This is a genomic window from Bacillus sp. AFS029533 (assembly GCF_002585125.1).
Classification (GTDB): Bacteria; Bacillota; Bacilli; order Bacillales; family Bacillaceae_G; genus Gottfriedia; species Gottfriedia luciferensis_B.
This window is the reverse complement of sequence record NZ_NUQC01000009.1, coordinates 1-23,684: the sequence shown is the minus strand read 5'-3', so window position 1 is coordinate 23,684 and position 23,684 is coordinate 1. Positions and strand designations below refer to the sequence as shown.

Genomic DNA, 23,684 nt, shown 5'->3' with positions numbered 1-23,684 from the left:
CCATTTGGAATATTAATAGTTTCAAAGACGTACTAAAGCTGCATTTCCTTGCTCTGCAACGGGATATTGGCTCAACATGTTCAGATTGCAGATTGAACGTTCGTAACAGGAATAACTATTTGCAGATTGTAATACTAACATTTCATGAAAAGAGGATCTACTATGAAGCAGCGTTCATTTCTGTCCATATTCGTCATCATGTTCCTATTAATTTTGGGGCCAACCAAAACTTCACATGCTCATTCCATAGATATGAGCTACTCAGATTTAAACATTGAAGGGAACGAGATTCTCTATGATCTTTTTATTGAACAAAAGGACTTGTTTCCACATTTCGGTACTGACTTAGATAATCTGGTGAATGATGAATCGGCCACGCAAAAAATCGAATCCTATCTACAGAAAGGCCTTCGCATAGATGTGGATTCAAAGCCCTTAACAATGGAATTGGTTTCGATGAACATGGCGCAAAAGGGTGTTATAAGAGGCATGGAATATCAAATGAGGTTTATCGCCGATGAAAACATCAAACAATTTAATCTTCATTACGATCTTGTGTTTGACGATGTGCCTGCTCATACAAGTGTACTCATGGTCCATGTAGGGGATTATTTTCAGCAGAATATGATTGATAGCACTAATAGAGATATTATGATCAACCTTCCTAAGGATCCTCCTAATGATCTTCCCCAGCCTAATATTAGCGCTGTTTTGTGGAAATACTTTAAGCTTGGAATCGAACACATTTTGTCAGGTTATGATCATTTGCTATTTTTATTATCCTTAGTATTAATCGCAACTAGACTCAAGGATGCGTTGAAGATTGTTACTGCTTTTACAATCGCCCACAGCGTTACACTATTCCTAGTGGCGACCGGTCGCATTCACGTCATCCCGTACTGGGTCGAATCCTTGATAGCCCTGACAATTTGTTATGTGGCAGTAGAAAACATATTTGTTCAAAAGGCAAAATGGCGATGGCTATTGACGGCCATATTTGGTTTGATTCATGGTATGGGTTTTGCCGGAGCCTTGGCTGAAACTGGACTTCCAAAGAGTAATCAACTTGGCTCTCTCCTGACGTTTAATTTAGGTGTGGAAGTTGGCCAGCTCATGGTCCTCTGCCTTTTACTTCCTTTTTTGCTTTTGCTACGACGTTTCCCATGGTATCGTAAAATGGTGGTCTCAATGTCTTGCCTTATTTTTGTGTTGGCATTTTATTGGTTTATTCAAAGACTCCAATGAGGCAGCCATAATTGTTATCCATAAAAATTAATAACTAGTGTATGGTTACATTCAAAAAGGTAGGAAAAATTCCTACCTTTTTCACTCATCATCTACGACAACATGATTTTTCCCTAACATGTAATAAACAGGAAGTCCAATTAACGTTAAACCAATTCCCCAAAAAGCTAAAATAGTTTGCGTCATTAGTGTATTAACGACTATAAAGATCCCCCCAATTATTGCGATTGAGAGAACTAAAGGTAAAAAAGGTACTTTATATGGTCTTTTTAGATCTGGTTCCCGTTTTCGTAAAATATAAACCGCAATAAATGTTAATGTATAGAAAATCCAAATGACAAATACTAACATATCAGTTAATAAGTCAAATCCACCTATAAACATCATAAATATGGCAACTATTAGGATAAATAGACCAGCATTATATGGAACACCAGTTTTAGATAATTTACCAAACCAACTACTAAAAGGAAGTTTTTGTTCTCTAGCCATTACATATGGAACCCTCATACCTGTCATTGTATAGCCATTAATTGTGCCAAATACAGATATCAAAATTCCGATTGAGACGAGTTTTCCTCCAAAGTTACCGAATAAGACTTTCGAAACTTCAGTGGCAGGTGTAGATGTACTAGCTAATTGTTCTGCGGTTAATACAAATAAAAAGGATATGTTAATTAAAAGGTACACAGCCATTACAGCTGCTAAGCCAAATACGATTGCTTTTGGCAAATCATTTTTAGGGTTTTTCATTTCTCCGGCTATATTTCCTACGAGTATCCAACCATCGTATGCAAACATCGTAGCAAGTAAAGCTGATCCAAGTGCTGGTAAAAAACTTCGATCACTTCCTACTTCAACTGGAAAAAGTTGAAAAGTTACATTTCCTTCATGTAATAATCCAAATATAATCAAAATCGCCAACGGTATTAGTTTACAAAACGTAAAAAGTGATTGAATACTACCAGCAGTTTTTGCTCCCAAAAAATTCATTAAAGTGATAAAAATTGCAGTAACTACAGCAATAATACTTACAGTGAATTGATTAGAATTGGCAGGGACACCAAAGATGGAAACTGCTTGCGTACCAAATATGATCGAGAGAGCGGCAATATTAGCTGGAAAATAGATAATCGTTTGTGCCCATCCGAGTAAATAGGCAGTCAGATCTCCATATGTGTGCTTTAAATAGGCAATCATTCCTCCTGTTTTTGGAATTGCTGCGGCAAGCTCAGCACCTGATAAACCAGCACAAATTGTAATAATGCCTCCAATAATCCATGCTAATAAGCCTAAGCTCGCAGATCCAGTTGCGCCATATACAGCTGTGGCTTTAAAGAAAACCCCACCACCAATTACAGTACCAATTACAGTAGTTAAAGCTGCAATAAATCCCATTTCTCTTCTTAATTTATTTTCCGACAATCGGATCACCCATTCTTAATAAATCACTTTACTTCATTTCCAAAGAAATGTTCACAAACACTGGAAATTCTCTCGAGGTCAACATTACCACCCGATATGATCGCTACTACTTTTTTATCTCTTATATATTTTGAAGCTTTACCAGATAAAATTACTGCTGTCGCTAGTGCACCAGAACCTTCCACAACTGCTTTACCGCGCTGTAGTAAATCCTTCATTGCTACTTCTATTTCATCCTCACTTACAAGAATTATTTCACTTACTAATTCTTTTACAATTTCATATGTTAATTTCCCTGGAACTTTAACAGAACAACCATCGGCTATTGTAGGAGCAATATAGTTACTCACTATTTCTCCGGCGTCTATTGATGCTTTCATGCCATGTACATTCTCAGCTTGAACTCCAATTATGTCTATTGAAGGGTTAAATGATTTCAAAGCGACTGCAATTCCCGAAATAAGGCCACCACCACCAATTGGAACAATGATTGTATCAACATCCCAAAGATCATCTAAAATTTCAATCCCAATAGTCCCTTGACCAGCCATAATGTAAATATCATCATAAGGATGGATGAATGTTTCACCAGTTTCGTCTCGTACTTTAGCACAATAGTCTTTCGCATCATCAAAAGTATCACCGTATAAAATGATATTTGATCCGTAGCCTTCTGTTGCTTCAACCTTTGCTTTTGGTGCAGATGAAGGCATGATGATTTTACTCTTAATATGTAATAGCTTTGAAGATAATGCTACACCTTGTGCATGATTACCAGCTGAACATGCGATAATTCCTTTACTTCTTTCTTCATCAGTTAAATGATAAATTTTGTTAAATGCACCTCGAAATTTAAATGAGCCCGTTAATTGCATATTTTCAAGTTTTAAATAAATTTCTCCATCCGACTTTGAAGTTAAATAAAATGATTTTACTAATGGTGTTTTTCGAACTTTACCCCCTAAAAGTTCATATGCAGTTTTAATCTCTTTAATCGTTAAAGGTAAACCCTTGTGATCTAAATTATTCATCTTCTAACTTCCTTTTTTAACAGCATTTTAATTTTTCATTCTTGATACATGATAAGTTTGTGTCAAAGTACTAAACAAAATACCAAAAACAGGAATTAGTAAACAAAAGGGAAAATAAAAAGAAGGAGACAACTGTCTCCTTCTTTTTTGATTAAGCTTGAGTTACGTTTAACTTTGCAGCTAATTTATTTAACATATCTTCAGACATACGATCTAAATCAAATTTCGGATCGAAGCCCCACTCTTCTTTTGCAGCTGAGCTATCAATTGAATTTGGCCATGAATTGGCAATACCTTGACGAATAGGGTCAATGTCGAAATCTAATGTAAATTCAGGGATGAATTTACGAATAGATGCCGCGATTTGAGTTGGTTCAAATGACATCGCTGAGATATTAAATGCATTACGATGTTTAAGTTTTGATGGATCTGCTTCCATTAACTTAATAATTGCATCAATTGCATCAGGCATATACATCATATCCATGTATGTTCCTTCACCGATAAATGAAGTATATTTCTTATTTTTTAATGCTTCGTAATAAATATCAACAGCATAATCAGTAGTACCTCCACCTGGCACTGTATCATAAGAGATTAAGCCTGGGAAACGTACGCCGCGAGTATCTACGCCAAATTTTTCAAAGTAATAATCACATAATAATTCACCAGCTACTTTTGTAACACCATACATTGTAGTTGGACGTTGGATTGTATCTTGTGGTGTGTTATCCTTTGGTGTTGCTGGTCCAAATGCACCGATTGAGCTTGGGGTAAAGAATTTTAAGCTTAATTCTCTCGCTACTTCAAGAGCATTCACTAATCCACCCATATTTAAGTCCCAAGCTAATGTAGGTTTTGCTTCTGCAACTGCTGATAAAAGAGCAGCTAAATGAATGAAAGTATCAACTTCATACTTTTTAGCAATCTCTAACATTTTTTCTTTATCCATTACATCCAAAATTTCAAAATGACCAGTTTCTAAAATTGGACTACCTTCAAGACGGCGAATATCTGTCGCAACAACATTATCATTACCGTATTCATTTCTAAGACGCATAGTTAATTCTGAACCGATTTGTCCAAAACAACCAGTAATTAATATTTTCTTCATTCCTTAGTCCACCTTATAGTAATAAAATATATCGAAATTAATTTTTAAAATTATTGAATAACGTTTAATTCACGACCAACTTTTTCATAAATAGCTAAAACTTCATCTAGCATTTCTTTAGTATGCGCAGCTGTTGGCATATTACGAATACGACCAGTTCCAAGTGGTACTGTTGGGAATACGATTGACTTCGCATAAACTCCCTCTTCGTATAAACGTTTAGAAAATTCTTGTGTAAGATTTTCGTCACCGATAATACATGGTGTAATTGGTGTCTCAGACTCACCAATATTAAATCCAAGTTTTGATAAACCAGCTTTTAAATAATCTCCATTTTCCCAAAGCTTGTCGATTTTTTCTGGTTCTTCAGACATAATACGAATTGCTTCAATACATGCAGCAGCATTTGCTGGTGTTAAAGAAGTAGAGAATAAGAAAGGACGTGCACGAACTTTTAACCAATCGATTAATTGTTGCGAACCAGCTACATATCCACCTACAACACCAACTGCTTTAGAAAGTGTACCAATTTGGAAATCAATTTTATCTGATAATCCGAAATGCTTAACTGTTCCAGCTCCTTTACCCATAACGCCAGAACCATGAGCATCATCGATATATGTAATTAAGCCAAATTCTTCAGCAATTTTTACGATATCAGGAATATTTGCTACATCTCCATCCATAGAGAAAACACCATCAGCAATGTACATAACTTTCTCATATAAGCCACAAGTTGTAGCTTCTTTTGCTTTTTCACGTAAATCATCCATATCTTGGTGTTTTACACGAATAATTTTTGCCCCAGAAAGTCTGCAACCATCGATAATTGAAGCATGGTTTAATTCATCAGATAGAATTGCATCTTTTTTTGTCATAACTGCTGAAATAGCACCCATATTACAGTTAAAACCAGATTGGAATGCAATAGCAGCCTCTGTATGTTTAAATTCAGCAATCGCTTTTTCAAGTTGATCGTGGATATCCATCGTACCATTAATCGTACGTACCGCTCCTGCACCAACTCCATATTTTTCAGTCGCTTCAATAGCAGCTTGTTTTAAACGAGGATGAGTCGCAAAACCAAGATAGTTATTTGAAGATAAATTTATAAATTGTTTACCACTAATTTGAATAGTAGCTTCGTTAGAACCTTCTAAAGAGTTAATCTCATTATAGAGCCCTTTCTCTTTTAACTCAGCTAACTGTGGAGTTAAAAATGCTTCTAATGTCTTGCTTGACATAAATACCAGCTCCTTAATTAAGTTTATTTATCTAAAAGGAGTAAGCCCCCATTTTATATCTATTACTTATTATTAAATAAATATAAAAAATTATCGTTTTATTATTTTCCATTTTTGTAAGAGAAAATTTTTTATGTACTGATTACAATATGCTTATTTGAGGCTTTCCGAATTCAATTATAAATCGGTTACATTGCATTAGGAATACTTTTATTTAAAATTTATTCGAAAAAGGTTGAATTTAATTTATTATAAAGATTCATATAATTCGAATATTATTCAATTTGTTTTTTCAGTAAAATATCTAGGGGTGAATAAGAGGTGAAAGAAGAATCATGTCGATTTAAGTCTTAGCTGTAAAAATATGTTTGAAATGTGTAAAGATGAGGCGTTGCAAATAAACATTTGAGAAGTGCAAATAAAATTTTAAAATGGCAATTAAAATTATCAAATTTGCAATTAATATCCGTATACCGCAATTAAAATCCAAAACCGCAATTAAAAATCCAAAACCGCAATTAAAATCCGAAAACCGCAATTAAAATCCATAAACCGCAATTAAAATTACCAAATCTGCAATTAAATCCTAAAGAATCGCAAATAAAATAAATAATTACCTATACTGGTAATGGTATTTTGACTTAAAATCTGTGTAGTTAAGATCCTTTCATATCGAAATAAGCAAAACTTCTCTGATTCTTATTAAATCCATTAAAAAATTTCTTAATTTCTCTAAAAAAGATCGATCAAAGCACACGTACATTCTATTTTCGACATTAAAAAGGGGCGCCTATTTGTCAATTTATCCGACACATAAGACAGCCCCAATAAAGTATAAATTATTTTTTCACAAAACTAAGTTTCCAATTATAAATTAGTCCATTTAAGCTCTTATTTGTGTGCCAACGGCTTGACTGATTTTCTTTTCATTCATTAAATAACGTGATAATCCAACCGTAACGATTAAAGAAACCACTACAGGAATTGAGCCCATCCATGTAATTGAACGGATGGACAATTGACTGACTGCAAGCCCTCCGATTGCTGCACCAAATGCAAAGCCTAATTGCATCATTGACTGATTTAAACCTAATAAAACATCAGATGATTTAGGAGAAATTGTTGCTAAGTTAAATTGTTGTGTTGCTCCAGATGACCATCCAGAAAATGACCATAATGTAAGGATAATGATCACTGTATTGATTGAACTAGAGATGAATGATAATAATAAAATCGATAATATATTAAGTACTAATCCTCGTTTTAATGTAAGCGTAATCCCCCACTTGTCTGCACTGAATCCCCCGAATTTAGATCCAAATAAACTAGCTATACCAAGTATTAGAAGAGCAAAACTTAAAACATGATCGCTCATCTTAGTAGTTTGAATAAGATACGGTGATAAATAAGTAAATACGATGCCATATCCGCTCATTAAGAAAAATGTAATAGATAAGGCTAATGCAATTTTTGGTTGTTTAACCAATGAAATTTGCTGCAATAATGGAATCGGTTGATTACCATGTGTTTGTGGAATTGTTTTAACGATAATTGCTAAAGAGATTAAAACAAATATGGCAACCCCAAGAAAGACCAGTCTCCAATCATAGGCAGCTGCTATAAATCTACCAATTGGGACACCTATAATGAGTGAAGCAGTAAATCCCATGACAACAGTTGCAATTGAACTTGCCTTTTTATCTGCTGGTGCGATCTTTGCAGCCAAGCTTAGTACAGTTACAACTGTAACTCCTGCACTTAATGCCATTATAATACGCGCAACCATAAACAAACCGTAACCAGGTGCAATTACTGCTAATAAATTACCTAAAATAAATACACTTAAAGAAAATAGTAATAATTTTCGTCGTTCCATTTTAGCTAATACGGCCATTAATATCGGTGTACCGATCGCATAGATTAATGAATACACCGTAATTAGTTGCCCTGCAGCTTCAATCGAAATACCTAATTCTTCGGCCATTTTATCTAAGATACCTGAAATAACATATTGTGAAGTTCCTACTAAAAAACTGATCATTGCTAAAATATAAATTTTCCCTTTATTTGTCATAAACTAATTCCTTTCATCATAATTATATATTTCTATAAATACCGAAATAGTAAACTTTAGAGAAGGAAGCCACTTGATTAGCTTCCTTCTTACTATCTATTCAAATTAAAGCTTAGATTAGAACATTTAGATGCTTTTTAACATCATATTCTTCAATTGCTTCACCTTTTTTCAAACGGTGTATAAGATCTGGATTCGAAATTAGAGGACGTCCAAACGCAGCAACATCAATTGTTCCTTCAACGATTGCTTTTTCTGCCATTTCAGGATTTAACGTTCCTACTCCAACAATAATTCCATCCCAGTACTTTCTAACAAGCTGATGCATCGTTTTACCATCTGCAAGTATACGATCAAATTGCATAATCGAAGGATGTAATAAAGTTGCACCAACTTCTTTGAATGCTTCAATGAATGTACGAATTGCATATTCTGGGTCTTCCCACATATAACCCGGAATATCAGCTTTATGAGCAGAAAATCGAATCATTGTTCTTTCAGTACCAATTGCTTCGATAACTGCTTTTATTACTTCTTTCATGAAAGTTAATCTTTCTGGAAGATCACCACCGTATTGATCTGTACGATGGTTTGTAACATCTGAATTAAATTGGTCGATTAAGTATCCGTGTGCAGCATGAATTTCGACTCCATCAAAACCTGCTTCAATGGCATTTTTAGCTGCTTGAGCATATTGATTGATTACCTCTTTAATATCCTCAGTAGTCATTTCTTCAGGTATATCATACGGCTTACGAAAACGAGAAACTAATCCTTCTGCAGGAATCGCTGATGGTGCTTGAGGTGGCTTATTTCCAGCAAGCTCGTGATGAGATAATCGTCCTACATGCCAGATTTGAGAAATCATTGTCCCTCCCTCTTTATGAACAGCATCCGTTACTTTTTTCCAAGCTTTTATTTGATCCTCAGAATAAATTCCTGGAATACCTGGGTAACCTTTTCCTCGTGGACTAATGACTGTTCCTTCAGAAATAATCAAACCTACGCCATCTGCAGCTCGTTTGCGATAATATTCAACTATATCCTCGCCAACTACACCCGTTTGATCATCTGCAAAACTTCTTGTTAATGGAGCCATTGCAGTACGACTACGTAAATTCCAAGCACCTATTTTTACTGGTTCAAAAAGTTTACTTTCTAGACCATTTTCTAATTTTCCCCAACTAGTATTATCTTTGCTTACTAAACTCATATTCATTTCCCCCTTAGATTATTCGGTATTTCTATAAATACTGAAATATAAAGTAAAATTATACCGCTTTATTTTTAAAGTAAAGCGGGTGCATATTTTTCCAAAACTTCTCGTTGTAAACTATAGTATCTGAAGGTTCCTTCTTTGCGGACTGTTAGCAAGCCACAATCAAGTAATGGTTTTAAATGATGTGTCAATGTAGAATTGGCCGATACTTTTATTTGATTTTTCATTTCTGAACAAGCTAATTCAGATTGCTTAGCAAGTACTTTAACAATTTGTAAACGAGTAGATTCTCCTAATGCTTTATAAACCTTTACTGCAATATCATCGTTCACCACTTTAACCTCCTCTCAAAAACCAACGCTTATTTCAGTATTTCTAGAAATATTGTATTTTATGTAGTTTATGATGTCAAGTGCCACGATTTCAAAAATATTTAAAACAGAATTAGCCTAATTTGAAGCAGAGAATAGTTGAACTTTAAGTGATAGCTTTTCTTAATTTTAGGGTGTTGTATTTTTCTGAGAATATACTTTAAGAAGAAATGCGGACAAATTATATACTTCGAAGTGATACGTTCATAAGCATTTTTGATGATAAAACCAAAAACCCACAAAGAAAATATTACCTTGTGGGTTATTTCACTATAGTAATTAAATAGTCTAAATAAGTAAATTAAACAATGTTGGATTATTATTTATTTCCATGAATTGAATTTCATGACAATTCATTCGCTCAATCAATGCTTTGTAATCGGATTTATTGGCCAATTCTATTCCAACTAGTGCTGGCCCATTGTCCTTATTGTTTTTCTTTGTGTATTCAAACCTCGTAATGTCATCGTTTGGTCCTAATACTTTATCAAGAAATTCACGTAATGCGCCAGATCGTTGTGGGAAGTTGATGATGAAATAATGTTTTAGTCCTTCATGAATTAAAGACCTTTCTTTTATTTCTTGAAGTCGATCAATATCATTATTTCCACCAGATACGATACAAACGACATTCTTCCCTTTTATTTCATCTTTAAATAATTCTAAGGCTGATACAGACATAGCTCCAGCGGGCTCTGCAATGATTGCATTTTTATTGTAAAGCTCTAAAATTGTTGTACAAATTTCACCTTCTGGAATAGCGACAACTTGGTCAAGTACATCTCTACAGATTTCATATGTTAAATAGCCAACTTGGCCAACCGCTGCTCCATCAACAAACTTCTCAATAAAAGGTAAGGTTACAACTCGTCCATTTGCAATCGATTCAGCCATCGAAGCAGCACCCATCGGCTCTACTCCAATTACCTTTGTTGAAGGACTAATTCCTTTTATGTATGTTCCAACCCCAGAGCTTAACCCACCTCCGCCGATTGCTACGAAAAGATAATCTACTGGACGGTCAATTTCATTTAATATTTCAACTGCTACTGTACCTTGCCCTGCAATTACATCTTGATCATCAAATGGATGAATAAATGTCATTTGATTTTCATTGCAATAAATTTGTGCATTTTGATGAGCAATATCAAAGGTGTCACCGATTAAGATAACTTCAACATATGGTCCACCAAAGAATTTCACTTGAGATACTTTTTGATTCGGCGTTGTTGATGGCATAAATATTTTCGCATACACCTGCAATTGATTACATGTATATGCTACGCCTTGAGCATGATTGCCTGCACTCGCACATACAACCCCTTTGTGTCTTTCTTCATAAGACAAGTTGCTAATTTTGTAATATGCCCCTCTAAGCTTAAATGAGCGGATTATTTGTAAATCCTCTCGCTTTAAAAATACGTTACAATCATATTTTTCACTAAGCATTGTACTAATCTGCAAAGGTGTTTTATTCGTAACTTCTTTTAACGTATTATAGGCAACTAAAATATCCTCAATCTTAACAGTACTTTTTACTTTCTCCATATAACTACCTACCCTTTGCATTTTTTTATATAAACTCCATTATAGTAAAAGTTAATTAATAAATAAACAGAAAATTCTATATTCTAATGAAAGTTTTATGTCATTACACATGAATGCAATAAAATATGCTTAATATCGGTACTTTCATTCTAATTGGCAGTAATACACTAGTTATCATTTTCGGTAGGATATGCTATCATTTTGATATTAAATATATAGATATTAGGTGATTTATAAAATGGAAAATCAATCTTTATTATTAATTGATGGCTTTAACTTATTAAGTAGAGGTTATTTTGCAACTTCTTATGGCAGAAGTGATGAACAACTTTCTAAAACGAAAGATGGCGTTTATATAAATGCATTAAGAGTTTTTATTCCTAAGCTTTTTAACTTAATTAAAGAACATGACATTACTCATCTAGCAATTACTTGGGATGTTAAACGTGAAGAAACAGATCGTCGAAATAAATATGATTTTTATAAAGCAACTCGTGGAGAACTACCATCGCCACTTATCGAACAATATTTCACTTTAAAAACAGCATTAGAAGAAATCGGTATTGCTCAACTTGAAATGGCACCTTATGAAGCAGATGATTTAATGGGAACCTTATCAAATAATTGGTCTAATTCTGTAAAAAATAAATGCTATATTTATAGTAATGATCGAGACTTATTACAATTAATAAACGAGCATACCTCTCAAATCATTGCTCAAAAAACTGGTGAAATTGTATACTCCTTAGAGCACTTTAGTAATGATTATGGAATCCATCCAAAACAATGGGTTGATGTAAAAGCATTATTAGGTGATTCAAGTGATAATATACCTGGTTGCCCTGGAGTAGGAGAAAAATCGGCTATTCCATTAATTCAACTTTATAACTCAGTTGAAGAATTGTACGAAAATATGGAAAATCTTGATACTAAATTTAATCGCTACAAAAAGAAATTAGAAGCAGGTAAGGACTCTACTTTTATTAGTAAAGAGCTTTCTGCGATTACAATTGATATACCTCATTTTGCTGAATATACATTTGAAGATTTAAAAATTAATATTAATGAAGAAAAATTGTCACTAAAACTTGAGGAATTAGAAATTCGTGTTAAGCGATAAAAGTCAAATTTATTTAGGAGAAATATAAATGTCTGAGTATTGGAATGCGTATTTTAGTTTTATAGATGATAAACCTGCTACTGTAGTATTAGATATGGAAGTAACTGAAGAAGTAAATATTGAAGATTATCCAACTATTGTTTGTATAAAACTACAATTAAAAAATCCAGACGAACGAGGTTTTCCTAGTAAACATGAATTAAAAGTTTTAGAAAAAGTTAATAAGGAAATCGAAAAACGAATTAATCCAAAACTCTACCTTAATGTTGGAAGAGTTACGACTGATGGTTTTAGAGAACTTGTCTATTATACTTCGGAACAAGATCCTAAAATGCTAATTGAAGTTGCTGAACAAATCATTGTAGCCAATAATTACGCATTTGGAGTGTATGGTATGGATGAAGAGGAACTTTGGGAATATTATTTCGAATTTCTTTATCCAAATCAATACCACTTGCAGCATATAAGTAATGCTGAATTAATTGAGCAATTAAAAAGATCAGGTGACAAATTAAAATTACCTCGTAAAGTCGAACATTTCATTTTATTTAATGATGAAATAAAGATAAATGAGTTTATTAACGAAATAGCAAAAGAAGGATTTAATTTTGAAGGAAAGTATTCAAATATTGATGAAGATTTAGATGAAGAGTATGAATTTACTGTCCGTATTTCTAGAGAAGATCATGTTGATGTAGATAGTATTGATGAATTAACTGATTTCTTAATTGAAGCTTCAGAACATTTCGGTGGTCATTATGATGGATGGGAAACTCTTGTTATCAAAAAATAAACTTTAACTTCAAATCTAAAATATGCTTAAAATATAGAAAAGAACACTACGGTTTTTGAGTAACTAAAAAAGTAGTGTTCTTTTTATTTAGTCATTAAGAAATTAACTTCTAAGGATGGAGGATGGATTCCATTTACCTTCACAATCTTTTCAATAACTATAAATCAATATTTAAGAAAAAGTAAATTCATCATCTTTTATTATCTTATGTAATCTTATCAATTTATCTGACATAGAAATGAAATGGTTACTTTCACCATTACCTAATCCTCTTGTTCTCCCATCGATTCTCCCTATCATTTCATGTTTTTTCTTCCCAATTTCCCAACAATAAAGTTCACCTTTTGAATTATAGCCACCATAAAAATATGCATACTTACATCTTATGCTTATAGCATGTGAACCACGAAATTTTACAGGGACTTTATAAGTGTTTATTTCTCTTGATTCAGGGTATAGTTGTATCAATGGAAATTGAGAATATGGATATAGCCATATGGACGATCCCTTCCCTTTAGAAATTGCATAACAATCATCTATAATCGGACCTTTAAATAAATCAGAGTGATATCTAAAAAGCACTTTACCTTCTAAGCTGAATAACACTAAACCCTCTGTAGAAATTCCACTTCCAAAAACACCTTCATCAAAATAACTAATCCAAATCCCTTCCTTACCTACTTCGACATCTTCTACACCATCTCCACAGTTAAAGGAATCTACTATAATACCATTCATATTTAAAATAAAAACATTATCCTTTTTTAATTCTTCCCTAGAATCTACAATAACAATTGTCTCCCTATCTACCCATCTTACAATTGGGAAATCTACCTCAAGATTGAGTGAAAGAAAATTTTCATCATTAAAGAAGAGGGTATACTTCTTTTTTTCCTTAAGAAGTACTATTAATCCATATTCATCTTTCCAATCTGCATCTATTATTTCGTATGTATCAAAGTTAGATTCTTCTTTTGAAAATGCAACAGTATCTATAATTAAATCATTCAAAAAATTTCCTCCAAACACATTTAAACTATGATTTTAATCTCTTAAAAATTGAACTATCTAAGGTATGCTATTAATTCACGTTTATTCCAATTTTTGTGGAAAGTTCCTTTATATACTCTTTTTGTGTATCAAACTTGGATGTTAAATATACTTCTTTCATTCTTTTTTGTGCTTTTTCAGGATAACCGTAATAATGATAAAGAAGTGTTAAATGATGTGGGCATTCCCACTCCCCCTGTTCTTCCATTATTTCTATAAAATTAATAATATCTTCGACTGTTTTATACTGTTCAAAATAAGGAATTATAACATTTACAATGTCACTTTCCACCTGCTTTTTTATTTCTTCAATATCCGTATTATCTGATATCTTATACCAATTTTCACGTATATTTTTTATATCACTTATTCGTAGTCTTAACATCGAGTATAATTCCAATGGAAATATTGGAGATTTCATTTCAGATAAAGTGGTATATACTTTATCGCAATAAATTCCAGTATTAAATAAAAACTCTACTTCATTTTTTGTATTCCATTTAGAAGATTGGATGTTAACAGTCCAGGCAAAGTCAGGAAATATTTTAGCAAAGTTTTTTCCTTTCTTCTTAAATCCATTTTCTTTAAATAAAGGTGCAATTGTTTCTTTGACTATTTGATTTAATTCATTCTGCATACTCATATTTATCTCCTTGAATGAAATCGTCTGTTACGATTCATACATAATAATTTAGCTTAATAAAACCTAAATGTCTTATTGCACTAAACTAACATTTACTTCAATAAAAAAAACGACTAAACAGCGCCGATCATGTTGTTAAATTATACCATTCGAGTCTAAGTGAAACATTCGAAACTCTAACTATTATTAATTTCTGATTCCATAATAAATGGAACAAATTTTGTATCATAGTCAAAATTATTGAAACCCTTTTATATAGAATTCAATATCTTTTACTTCTTGTTTTTCTAATTTTCTACCATATTTAGCTAATGTGTATTTAATAGCTTCAATTTGATTCATAGTCGGTGAATCAAAAATACGGTTAAAATTTCCTATCCATTTAACAAAATTTTTTCTCCCTATATCTGAGATTACAGTATCTTCCGTATTTACATAAAACTCAATAATATAGTTAATCGCATCCCATTTAGATAGTGAACAAAGTAAAAGAGCTAAATTATATTTTGTATGTTCATATTTAGTTTCTTTAAACAAATTAGATAATTGTTCTTTCATATCATTATAGTAAACTTTAGTTAATGATTTCCTAGCAGCATTAGCTACTCCTTCTTGTTTATGATCAAGCAGTCTCATAAAATATTCCTTTTGATTTTCTCCATCTAACATAGATATTGCATAGATAGCGGCTTTAACTATTGAAACATTAAGATTACCTAAAAACGGAATTATCAACTGGACGTGCTCTTTCTTACCTACTTCGCCTAACCCTAATATTGCTCCACGAAGAAATTGTTCCGAATTGATCATACGAATGTAAAAAGGAGCGAAGTCAGTTATGTTTTGCTTTTTTAATAAGAATCTTGCAATAGATCGAATTGTACCACTTTTATCTAATAGTGCACTTTCAAGTTCTAAAACGCTCTCACCTGGAAAGAAAGAATAATATTTCTCTAATACCTTTGCACGAATCATTGGAAATTTATCCTTTTTCAAAATAGGGTAATAGTTTTTAAATTCATTAACACTAATATCACCTATTATTTCATTAAAGAGTAAAAGACGTGGGTGAGGTTCTTTTTCTAGTTTAAGATAATTTATAAGTATTTCTTTATTAACTAATTTGGAATATATAATCGTTTGATAACAGAAATATCTAATCTTAGTAAAGTCTGATTTTGTACCCTCGTCTAAAAAAGGTAACGATTCCTTTTGGGATAACAACTGGACTACATCTTCAAAGACACTATTATCATTTCGCTTCGTGTTCTTTAACTTAAAGAATAGTGGAAGATTACTTACGATGTGATTTACATTCTTAATTGTTAATCGAATCTTGACATATTTCTTAGCAGTCTCTCTTATCTCTGTAACCCAGTCGTTACATCTAATAAGTAAATAAGGCAATTCTTTACCTGAATCATCCAAATTTAATAAATGTATCGCTTTTTCTCTAAAATATCCATTTGGATGAAAACTACATAATCCTAGTATTATTAACTTCTCATCATCAGACATATCCGGTAATAATAAATTCTCTGGGGATTCATTTCTCCAATCATATGACCAATCTAATGAAGTTCTTTCTCTAAACAAGTTATCAAGCTTTGATAATTCAAGAATGTTTAACGAAATGACATATTCATAAAGAACTTTTGCTGTTCTAATTTTTAGATCATCAGAGCTAGTTAATAAAAATGAAAAAATAGTGGGTATTCTTGTTAATTCATACTCACTCGCTTTTAGCATATTTTCTATATACTCCTTAGAGTAACTATCTGCAGGGTACAATGTTTGTTTCTTTTTAAAAAATCTGCGTATCATACTATTGTTCCTCCTCTCTGCAACTTAACAAATGAATCCTTCAATATAATTGTAAAAATAAGAACCGATCAAACTGATGCTATGTGTTTTTCAACTATTGCAATGCTTTAGTTGCATAAGAAAAATGAATTAATCTTCACTAATTACACCATATCTCATTTTTTCTCCAATCCATGAACTAACATCTCTCCATCTAAGTCTTTTAGATGAGATCCAACTTACACCATAATCTATATTCTTCTTTGGACTCCAACTACTGTCATCACCCCAATAAATTAATTCATCTTCAATTAACAAAGAAGCTCCATAAATTACTGAATCAGAGTGTTCTGGAGGAGGTGATATGTGGAATTGTTTTACACCTTCAAACAATAATTCTATTGCTGATGTATTTTCAAACTGTCTTTGAAAAAGTATTCATACATTAGTTCCCGATGTCATAGCCATTGTTAAATCTTCATCTACAAAACTATCTGTCCACAAATATAATTCTTTTAAACAACTATCATGGAATCCTCCAAATAAAATTTGAAGTTTTTTTATATCCTCAGTTGTTTTAATCTCATTCCATTTCATTATTACTCACCATCCCACAACAATTCACATTTGTAACTAAAGCACTTTATTAGCTGCATATCATTAAATAAACTAAGGTTTCTATACTTAATCACCAAGTGCGATGATGAATAAATTTTGTTCGATTGCTTCTAAACAAAGCTCTTTTAACTCACTTGCAAATTTCCTTATTTCTTTTTCCATTCTGTCATATTCTGCTTGGTAATTACTTAACAAATAATCAGAAATACTGAGTAATTCTTTTATTTCTTTCTCTGAAAAAAGCTTATCACTGTATTGATCTAAATCAAGTAATAAACGTAAGCTTACATTATTCCTTTCCTTACCACGAAGATGAAAGTGAATATTTTCAGAAAACTTCACATTTCTATTTATATCTAACCAGTCTCTTCTTCTTTTGCCTTTAGCTAAGGTAAAATCAATACCTACCATTTTGTACACCATCCCAAAAATTAAAAACTATTTGAATTAACATAGAAATTCATATTAATAAGCTTATCATTTCTTATTCCACGAAACTGCCATTTCGTTGAAAAAAAAAAGAAGCCGATCACAGCTCCAAAATGTTATCGAACTAAAGCATGCTTTAGTTCAATAAGTAAACATTAATTTTTAACTATTTTGTTCTCTGTTCCATTTACAATTCTCTTTATATTTTGTCGATGTAGAATGATTATTGTTAAGCTTATTAGTAGAGAAAGGGCAATGATAACTTTATCTTCAAATATAAGACTGTAAATGAATAATGCTATACTAGCCAACATTGAACTTAGTGATACATACTTAGTAAATAGCAAAGTTAACACAAAGACAACAAAGCCAACAAAAACACCTAAAGGAGTCAAAAATAAGAAAACTCCAGTTGCTGTAGCAACAGCTTTTCCACCTTTAAAACTAGCAAAAACAGAAAATATGTGCCCTAATATGGCTAATAAACCACATACAATAGGGTTAACTGTGGAACCAAGTATTAAGGGAAGTAGACAAGCAAATGTACCTTTTAATATATCAGCAATTGCAACAATTACACCTGCTTTTAGGCCTAAAACTCTATAAGCATTCGTTGCACCAAGATTACCACTACCGTAATTACGAATATCTTTCTTATAAAACAGTTTACCGATTACTAAAGCAAAAGAGATTGAGCCAATTAAATAACTTACAATCAAAGTTATAATGTTCAAAGTACTATCTCCTTACATAGTTTGTTAAGTAAGTATTTCTATTTATTGTATATGATTTTTCTGCAATCCTACTTACATTAACCTTGTTACTTGAATACTTTTTTAAATTAACTACTTCGATGTCTTTCCTGAGTAACCCTCTTATGTAACTAAACTGCCATTATATTAAATAAAAAAAGCCACCTATATTGGCAGCTGGTATTCAACTCAAACATGCTTTTAGTTTAATAAGAATTCATACACTCTTCAATTTTATCTATAATTTCATTTTTTTCCTTTGATATAAATTCTACTAAAGGCTTTTCCCAGTTAAAATTCTGTATTAGGTTTATTTTAAAAAATCCAGAATTCAAATTGCGCTCCCCATACCAACCTAAATCTAAAATTAGATTCTTATCACTGTTTTCAAGTTTGCAATAAATCCTCATTAAATTCCCACCAGTTTTCATCATTTTCATCAATTAATTCTTGTGGATCCAATTCAATGAAAGAGTTAAAGGTAACTTTCCACCCAGTTTGAATCCGAAGAGGTTGTAGTTTTTTCATTAAATCCCTCCTAATTAACAAGATTCTCTGCACAAGCTTATACAATAAAGCATCAGTTAGTTGCATAAGAACGAAAATTTTTTTTACTAAATTCTAAAAACTTATTTATATCCAATGCTTCTGAAATAGTTTTCGTTTGAAGGTCGGATAATAAATACACTTAAAAATACCGCTAAAAATAGCATAATAAGACTTCCAGCAATTACTGACATTTTAATCGATACATAGTGAGTAGAATATCCGATTAGCATAGTTGAAACTATCACTAATATTGCCTCAACAAAACCATAGATACTTCCAACTCTTCCCATTATCTTAACATCTACGTTGGATTGGTAAAATGTATCAAATCCCGTATTTGCAAAAGACAACGCAAATGATAATATGAAAAATCCGAATCCAGCCATTGAAAAAGAATTAGAAAATGAATATACGATATATCCTAATGATAAAAAAATTGTCCCAATCCCCATAAGCCAAGAAGGATGTAGTCTTTTTGCAAAAATTGTATTATTAATTGCACCTATACCAATTCCTGCTCCAGCAATACTTACTAGAACACCATATTCTGAATTACTCAAATGAAGTACGCTCTTTGAAAACACTGCTTCTAATGAATCAATAGCAGCCGTTAAAACTAATATACTATTAAACAAAAAATAAATTATCATAACGTAACTTGATTTACGGCTGAACTTTAAAACCTCAGTTAAATCTTTCCTAATTAGTTTGAAGGAGAGCTTCTCATATTTTACCTGTCGCATTGTTACCTTATCCAAATTAGGCAAACAAGCTGTTACAATTCCTGAAATGATAAATGAGATCGCATTAATATTAATAGCAAACATAGGTGTGCCAATCAGAAAAAGTAGTCCTGCGATAGCTGGTCCAGTTAGGAATCCTCCAGATTGTACTAAACTACTCAAAGCATTGAATCGAATCCTCTGATTTTGTGGAATTAATTTAGTTATATAAGTTGTTGATGTTGGATAAAACATTGAGCTTCCCATATTGACGATAAATACGACGATAAAGATCAGGTAAACAGATGATATACTTGGTAATAAGAATATTAATAATCCCCTCAAAAAATCCAAAAATACCATTAAATTTTTTTTGTTAAATCTGTCAATTAAACTACCAGCCCATAGGTTAGTAAGTAATGTTGCTAATGGTTTCAAGACATAAAGAGTGGATACAGCCAAAACAGATTTCGTCATATCATAGATAATTAGATTTAGTGCGATTAAATAAATCCAATCTCCAATATTTGAAACGCCTATTCCAAATAATAAAAGCAAAGGATTTTTCCAAGTAATATACATCTTATTTTTTTTTCATTTTACACCTCTAAATAAATTTTTTAATTTGTACAAATAAAAAAACTCGCCCTCCAAGACCGTAGTCTTGGGGACGAGTTTACCTATCGTGTCGCGGTGCCACCCCAGTTTGTTAATATGTCATCACATTAACCTCATTAAGTACATTTTAAACATACTCATACTCTATAACAGGAGCGCCTGTCATACCATCGCCATTATTGGTTCCGATATGAAACTCAGAGTCTTGCTTCAATGGACCATTCATACTCCTTTTCAGCAACTGGAGCTCTCTAAGATGAATGAATTCTATTTACTCTTCTCTTCAAAGTTTTTATAATTTATTTTTATACTATTATAACTTTTCTGTCTTATTTGTCTACTGTTTTTTATTTATTCATTATTGCATTATTCTGCCATTTAGTCGAAAAAAAAGCCACCTGGATTGGTAGCTGCTTGTCAGCAATTTGCTTATAAGAATAACCTTCTTCTTTTAAACGGATTGCTTCTGCCTTAATTTCCATACTATATTTTTGAAACTTTTGTCCTTTTTTCGCCATAAGAAACACCCCTTAAAATCACTGTTGCCCAAATGTGGGTTTTTCAACATCTACTTTAAGGGGTGCAGTCTAAATTTCGGCTCTTTTTTTATATTATATTTCGTAAATTTCCGCACATTCCGCACCAGTCGGCTCATAAAAGCAATGATTCTTCCAAACCCCCGCATAAGGCTGACCATACCATTTAGGAGGACACTGGGTATTATGAACTCCCGCTCCCGATGGATTGAAATACCACAAAGAATACACAGCAGGATATAGTCGCCAATTCTGTAAACATTGTCTGGCAAGCTTTAAATAAGTCTCGGTCGCTCTTTGATAAAATGATGGCGATTGAATCGCGTCGAAGGAAGCGTCGCTCCCATGATATTGATAAATGACCTCTCGGATTGTATCAACATTTTTGAAATCTGAACACTTGACCAAGGCTCGATTTATCACTACAGCACCAACAGACAACATCCCCCTTTGTCCTTCCGCTTCCGCTTCGGTTCGGATTAATCTTGCCAATAATTCAACATCACTTTGATTGTATTTTATTCGAGCCATAGAAAAACCCCCTTTATTCAAGATATGATTTTTCACAACTTTTTACGTTAAAAAAACCTCGCTATTAGAAATGATAATTACATTCTTTAGGAAAGAAGGTTATTAATCAATGTCCAAAAAGCATATAACTAAAGCGAAAATTAGTGATATTAAATACATGTAAGGCTACGATGTTGCAGAAGGGACTGGTCTCTTTGATATGGAGTTACAAGGTATTGTCACCCTGTTTTTCGTAAATATAAAGAGAACAATAATACTAATAGCCTGCAAAGGATAGTAAATACTAAGTATATTCAAAAACAACCGATTTAATCAGTTGTTTCATTTTTTTAAGAACTAGCCTTTGGAAATAGAATTGGTTGCCCTGGATCATCAACTAATGCATTGCGTTAGTTACATAAGGAATTCTAATTTAGTGACATAATTGCCATAAACAATTGACTCCTTCCATCAGGGGATATATACATTCCCTTAGCGTTGAGGTGTTCTACGGCAAATGAGGTTAATTCGTGAGCCATTTCCTCATCACATTCGAAAAATGGATTGGTAAAAATACCAAAGCCTGTTTTCTCCTTCAGTTCTTTTAACACTATTGAATTATTTTTTACATCCTCAGTCATACTTTCATTACCCCAAGACCACATCCAAGTATTACTATTACTTGACCAGGAACCAATAAAAATCACATTAAATTCTAACTTTACATTACCACCTGTTTTAAATTGTAAAATTCCAGTTTCTTGATCATACTAGTACTCTTCAAAACTACCTATATTGTAATTCTTGAATAATTCCTCTTGTTTTTTTTCTAACTTATCGTAGCAGTAATCAAGATATTGATCAAATTGCTCATCCGTCATAGTCATAATATTCTCCATTCTAGGTTAATCATAAAAACAAATTTGATATATAACTAAATCATGCGTTAGTTATATAAGAATTAAAAAGAGAGAAACTCAAAGTAAAAAAGAGTTTCTCTAAAAAATCGCTTTTTATTGTCAAGTTTGCTCATTGTATTTGGGAGTATAAAATTAATTTTCAATAAATCGGTAGGATTTAATTTCGGATTTATCTTGTTATTATTAGGCGGAATACTTTTGTTATATTCAATAGCCTCTTACATTAAATCTAGAAATAACACTGAAGTAGAAAAGGAATTATCAAAGGAGTATGACGAAAGAGATATGATAATTGATGGGAAAGTTGCCTATTTTTCCTTGAATTTGCTTGTATGTGAACTTTTAATTTTTATGTTTTTATCCAATTTTGTTGTAATTTCAATAAATGCTGCATTATTTATACTTTTAGTTTCATTGATAATAAGTGATATGGTATCTAGAAAATTTTATAATCATGTCCTTTAATTAGGAGGAGTTATGATAAATAGAGTGAAAGAATTGAGAATGGAACATGATATAACACAACAAGAATTAGCTGATAAAGTAGGTGTATCTTCAAGAACGATCATCTCATTAGAAAAACAAAAATATAATCCATCTGTTCAACTTGCATATAAAATAGCTTCAGTTTTCAATTTATCAATTGAAGAAACTTTTATTTTTGATGAAGATGACAAATAGTTTCATTACATTACTTAAACAAACAACGGAGGAACGAAAATGCTTATAATCTTATTTATTTTTGGAATAATTTTAATTACTTGGGGTCTTTATCGTATGAGAACAGACAAAGGCTTATTTGGAAAAAGTCAAAGAAGTAAAAACATATTCAATTTAATATTAATGGGAGAAGCATCTGGATTAGGACAATTTTTGGGTGGAGTTTTATGTATTATCATAGGTATTATCGCGTTTTTTATTAAGTAGTAACAAATTAGAATATAAGTTTTAATAGTATAAATCTCATTTTTTACTGAACTTAAATCTAAAGAAATTAGTCATTAGTCGATTAATAAAAAATAAAAGCATGTTTTGTTCAAGCTATTCAAAACATGCTTTTCATTTTTTTATAATCCTTAAAAATGTTACTTTGGTATTTAAATAATGCTAAAATCCTTCTATAAAATCAACTAGATATAAACAACTAGTAGCCAAACTAAAGTTAGTATCCAAAATTGCTAAGTGATCATATTTATATATGCTATTTTACTATACAACTATCGCATGAATTAGTTCAATAAGAAAAAATACTCTTGATTATTATTCTATTTTAAACTTTAAAGGTTCTCCCAGTTCAGCAGCATATTAGCAGCTCTTGATCTTCAACTATTGCATGCGTTCGTATTATAA

24 protein-coding genes, 1 pseudogene and 1 other annotated feature are annotated in these 23,684 nt (G+C 32.0%); of the genes and pseudogenes, 5 read left to right on the top strand and 20 right to left on the bottom strand.

What is annotated here, in order from left to right:
• Positions 1-162 precede the first annotated feature (162 nt).
• The gene (locus tag COE53_RS04850; RefSeq protein WP_025568386.1) at positions 163-1,245 is read left to right on the top strand and encodes a HupE/UreJ family protein; all 1,083 of its coding nucleotides are present in this window, start codon (positions 163-165) and stop codon (positions 1,243-1,245) included.
• Between the two features lie 81 nt (positions 1,246-1,326).
• Here COE53_RS04850 and COE53_RS04845 read toward each other — a convergent pair whose 3' ends face one another.
• The 8 genes from COE53_RS04845 to ilvA form a co-directional block, all read right to left on the bottom strand.
• Entirely contained in the window at positions 1,327-2,643 is a 1,317-nt protein-coding gene (locus COE53_RS04845; protein WP_439097790.1) for an APC family permease, read from the bottom strand.
• Between the two features lie 50 nt (positions 2,644-2,693).
• On the bottom strand, positions 2,694-3,701 hold the full coding sequence (tdcB, locus tag COE53_RS04840; RefSeq protein WP_025568387.1) for a bifunctional threonine ammonia-lyase/L-serine ammonia-lyase TdcB: 1,008 nt from the start codon (positions 3,699-3,701) through the stop codon (positions 2,694-2,696).
• A 151-nt stretch (positions 3,702-3,852) separates the two neighbouring features.
• Entirely contained in the window at positions 3,853-4,815 is a 963-nt protein-coding gene (locus COE53_RS04835) for an L-threonine 3-dehydrogenase (protein WP_025568388.1), read from the bottom strand.
• A 50-nt stretch (positions 4,816-4,865) separates the two neighbouring features.
• Positions 4,866-6,059 (bottom strand): glycine C-acetyltransferase, encoded by a 1,194-nt coding sequence (locus COE53_RS04830; RefSeq protein WP_025568389.1) that lies wholly within the window; start codon positions 6,057-6,059, stop codon positions 4,866-4,868.
• Positions 6,060-6,942: 883 nt separating this feature from the next.
• On the bottom strand, positions 6,943-8,133 hold the full coding sequence (locus COE53_RS04825) for an MFS transporter (protein WP_025568390.1): 1,191 nt from the start codon (positions 8,131-8,133) through the stop codon (positions 6,943-6,945).
• Between the two features lie 112 nt (positions 8,134-8,245).
• The gene (locus COE53_RS04820; protein WP_025568391.1) at positions 8,246-9,346 is read right to left on the bottom strand and encodes an alkene reductase; all 1,101 of its coding nucleotides are present in this window, start codon (positions 9,344-9,346) and stop codon (positions 8,246-8,248) included.
• A gap of 74 nt (positions 9,347-9,420) precedes the next feature.
• On the bottom strand, positions 9,421-9,684 hold the full coding sequence (locus tag COE53_RS04815; protein WP_084006945.1) for an ArsR/SmtB family transcription factor: 264 nt from the start codon (positions 9,682-9,684) through the stop codon (positions 9,421-9,423).
• 327 nt (positions 9,685-10,011) lie between these two features.
• Entirely contained in the window at positions 10,012-11,271 is a 1,260-nt protein-coding gene (gene ilvA / locus COE53_RS04810) for a threonine ammonia-lyase IlvA (RefSeq protein ID WP_025568392.1), read from the bottom strand.
• A gap of 238 nt (positions 11,272-11,509) precedes the next feature.
• On the opposite strand from ilvA, the gene COE53_RS04805 reads away from it, so the two are divergent.
• Positions 11,510-12,391, top strand: a complete 882-nt coding sequence (locus COE53_RS04805) for a 5'-3' exonuclease (RefSeq protein WP_025568393.1) — start codon at positions 11,510-11,512, stop codon at positions 12,389-12,391.
• A gap of 28 nt (positions 12,392-12,419) precedes the next feature.
• Entirely contained in the window at positions 12,420-13,184 is a 765-nt protein-coding gene (locus COE53_RS04800) for a DUF695 domain-containing protein (protein WP_025568394.1), read from the top strand.
• Between the two features lie 171 nt (positions 13,185-13,355).
• Here COE53_RS04800 and COE53_RS04795 read toward each other — a convergent pair whose 3' ends face one another.
• The 12 genes and pseudogenes from COE53_RS04795 to COE53_RS04750 form a co-directional block, all read right to left on the bottom strand.
• Positions 13,356-14,195: a hypothetical protein gene (locus COE53_RS04795; protein ID WP_025568395.1), complete on the bottom strand. Its 840-nt coding sequence runs from the start codon at positions 14,193-14,195 to the stop codon at positions 13,356-13,358.
• A gap of 70 nt (positions 14,196-14,265) precedes the next feature.
• Positions 14,266-14,871, bottom strand: a complete 606-nt coding sequence (locus tag COE53_RS04790; protein WP_175403507.1) for a DUF4304 domain-containing protein — start codon at positions 14,869-14,871, stop codon at positions 14,266-14,268.
• Between the two features lie 243 nt (positions 14,872-15,114).
• Positions 15,115-16,701, bottom strand: coding sequence for a HEAT repeat domain-containing protein (locus COE53_RS04785; RefSeq protein WP_091022199.1), 1,587 nt, complete (start codon positions 16,699-16,701; stop codon positions 15,115-15,117).
• A 129-nt stretch (positions 16,702-16,830) separates the two neighbouring features.
• Positions 16,831-16,998, bottom strand: coding sequence for a hypothetical protein (locus COE53_RS24255; RefSeq protein ID WP_254664606.1), 168 nt, complete (start codon positions 16,996-16,998; stop codon positions 16,831-16,833).
• 120 nt (positions 16,999-17,118) lie between these two features.
• Complete coding sequence (locus COE53_RS24250) at positions 17,119-17,277, bottom strand: hypothetical protein (protein WP_254664607.1); 159 nt, start codon at positions 17,275-17,277, stop codon at positions 17,119-17,121.
• A gap of 87 nt (positions 17,278-17,364) precedes the next feature.
• Complete coding sequence (locus COE53_RS04775) at positions 17,365-17,709, bottom strand: hypothetical protein (RefSeq protein ID WP_025568398.1); 345 nt, start codon at positions 17,707-17,709, stop codon at positions 17,365-17,367.
• A 173-nt stretch (positions 17,710-17,882) separates the two neighbouring features.
• Entirely contained in the window at positions 17,883-18,461 is a 579-nt protein-coding gene (gene plsY, locus COE53_RS04770) for a glycerol-3-phosphate 1-O-acyltransferase PlsY (RefSeq protein ID WP_025568399.1), read from the bottom strand.
• A 405-nt stretch (positions 18,462-18,866) separates the two neighbouring features.
• The gene (locus COE53_RS23845) at positions 18,867-19,007 is read right to left on the bottom strand and encodes a hypothetical protein (protein WP_175495585.1); all 141 of its coding nucleotides are present in this window, start codon (positions 19,005-19,007) and stop codon (positions 18,867-18,869) included.
• Positions 19,008-19,108: 101 nt separating this feature from the next.
• Complete coding sequence (locus COE53_RS04760; protein ID WP_029715260.1) at positions 19,109-20,332, bottom strand: MFS transporter; 1,224 nt, start codon at positions 20,330-20,332, stop codon at positions 19,109-19,111.
• Between the two features lie 81 nt (positions 20,333-20,413).
• Positions 20,414-20,664, bottom strand: a binding site (T-box leader).
• Positions 20,665-20,715: 51 nt separating this feature from the next.
• Positions 20,716-20,886 carry a hypothetical protein gene (locus COE53_RS23840; protein WP_175403508.1) on the bottom strand — a complete coding sequence of 57 codons (171 nt, stop codon included), beginning with the start codon at positions 20,884-20,886 and terminating at the stop codon, positions 20,716-20,718.
• Positions 20,887-20,979: 93 nt separating this feature from the next.
• Complete coding sequence (locus tag COE53_RS04755) at positions 20,980-21,435, bottom strand: cell wall hydrolase (RefSeq protein WP_025568400.1); 456 nt, start codon at positions 21,433-21,435, stop codon at positions 20,980-20,982.
• A 407-nt stretch (positions 21,436-21,842) separates the two neighbouring features.
• Positions 21,843-22,301, bottom strand: a pseudogene (locus COE53_RS04750) (DUF6882 domain-containing protein).
• A 510-nt stretch (positions 22,302-22,811) separates the two neighbouring features.
• Between COE53_RS04750 and COE53_RS04740 the strand changes: the two are divergent.
• Positions 22,812-23,015, top strand: coding sequence for a helix-turn-helix transcriptional regulator (locus tag COE53_RS04740; RefSeq protein ID WP_025568402.1), 204 nt, complete (start codon positions 22,812-22,814; stop codon positions 23,013-23,015).
• A gap of 39 nt (positions 23,016-23,054) precedes the next feature.
• Positions 23,055-23,261, top strand: a complete 207-nt coding sequence (locus COE53_RS04735; RefSeq protein WP_025568403.1) for a hypothetical protein — start codon at positions 23,055-23,057, stop codon at positions 23,259-23,261.
• Positions 23,262-23,684: the final 423 nt, after the last annotated feature.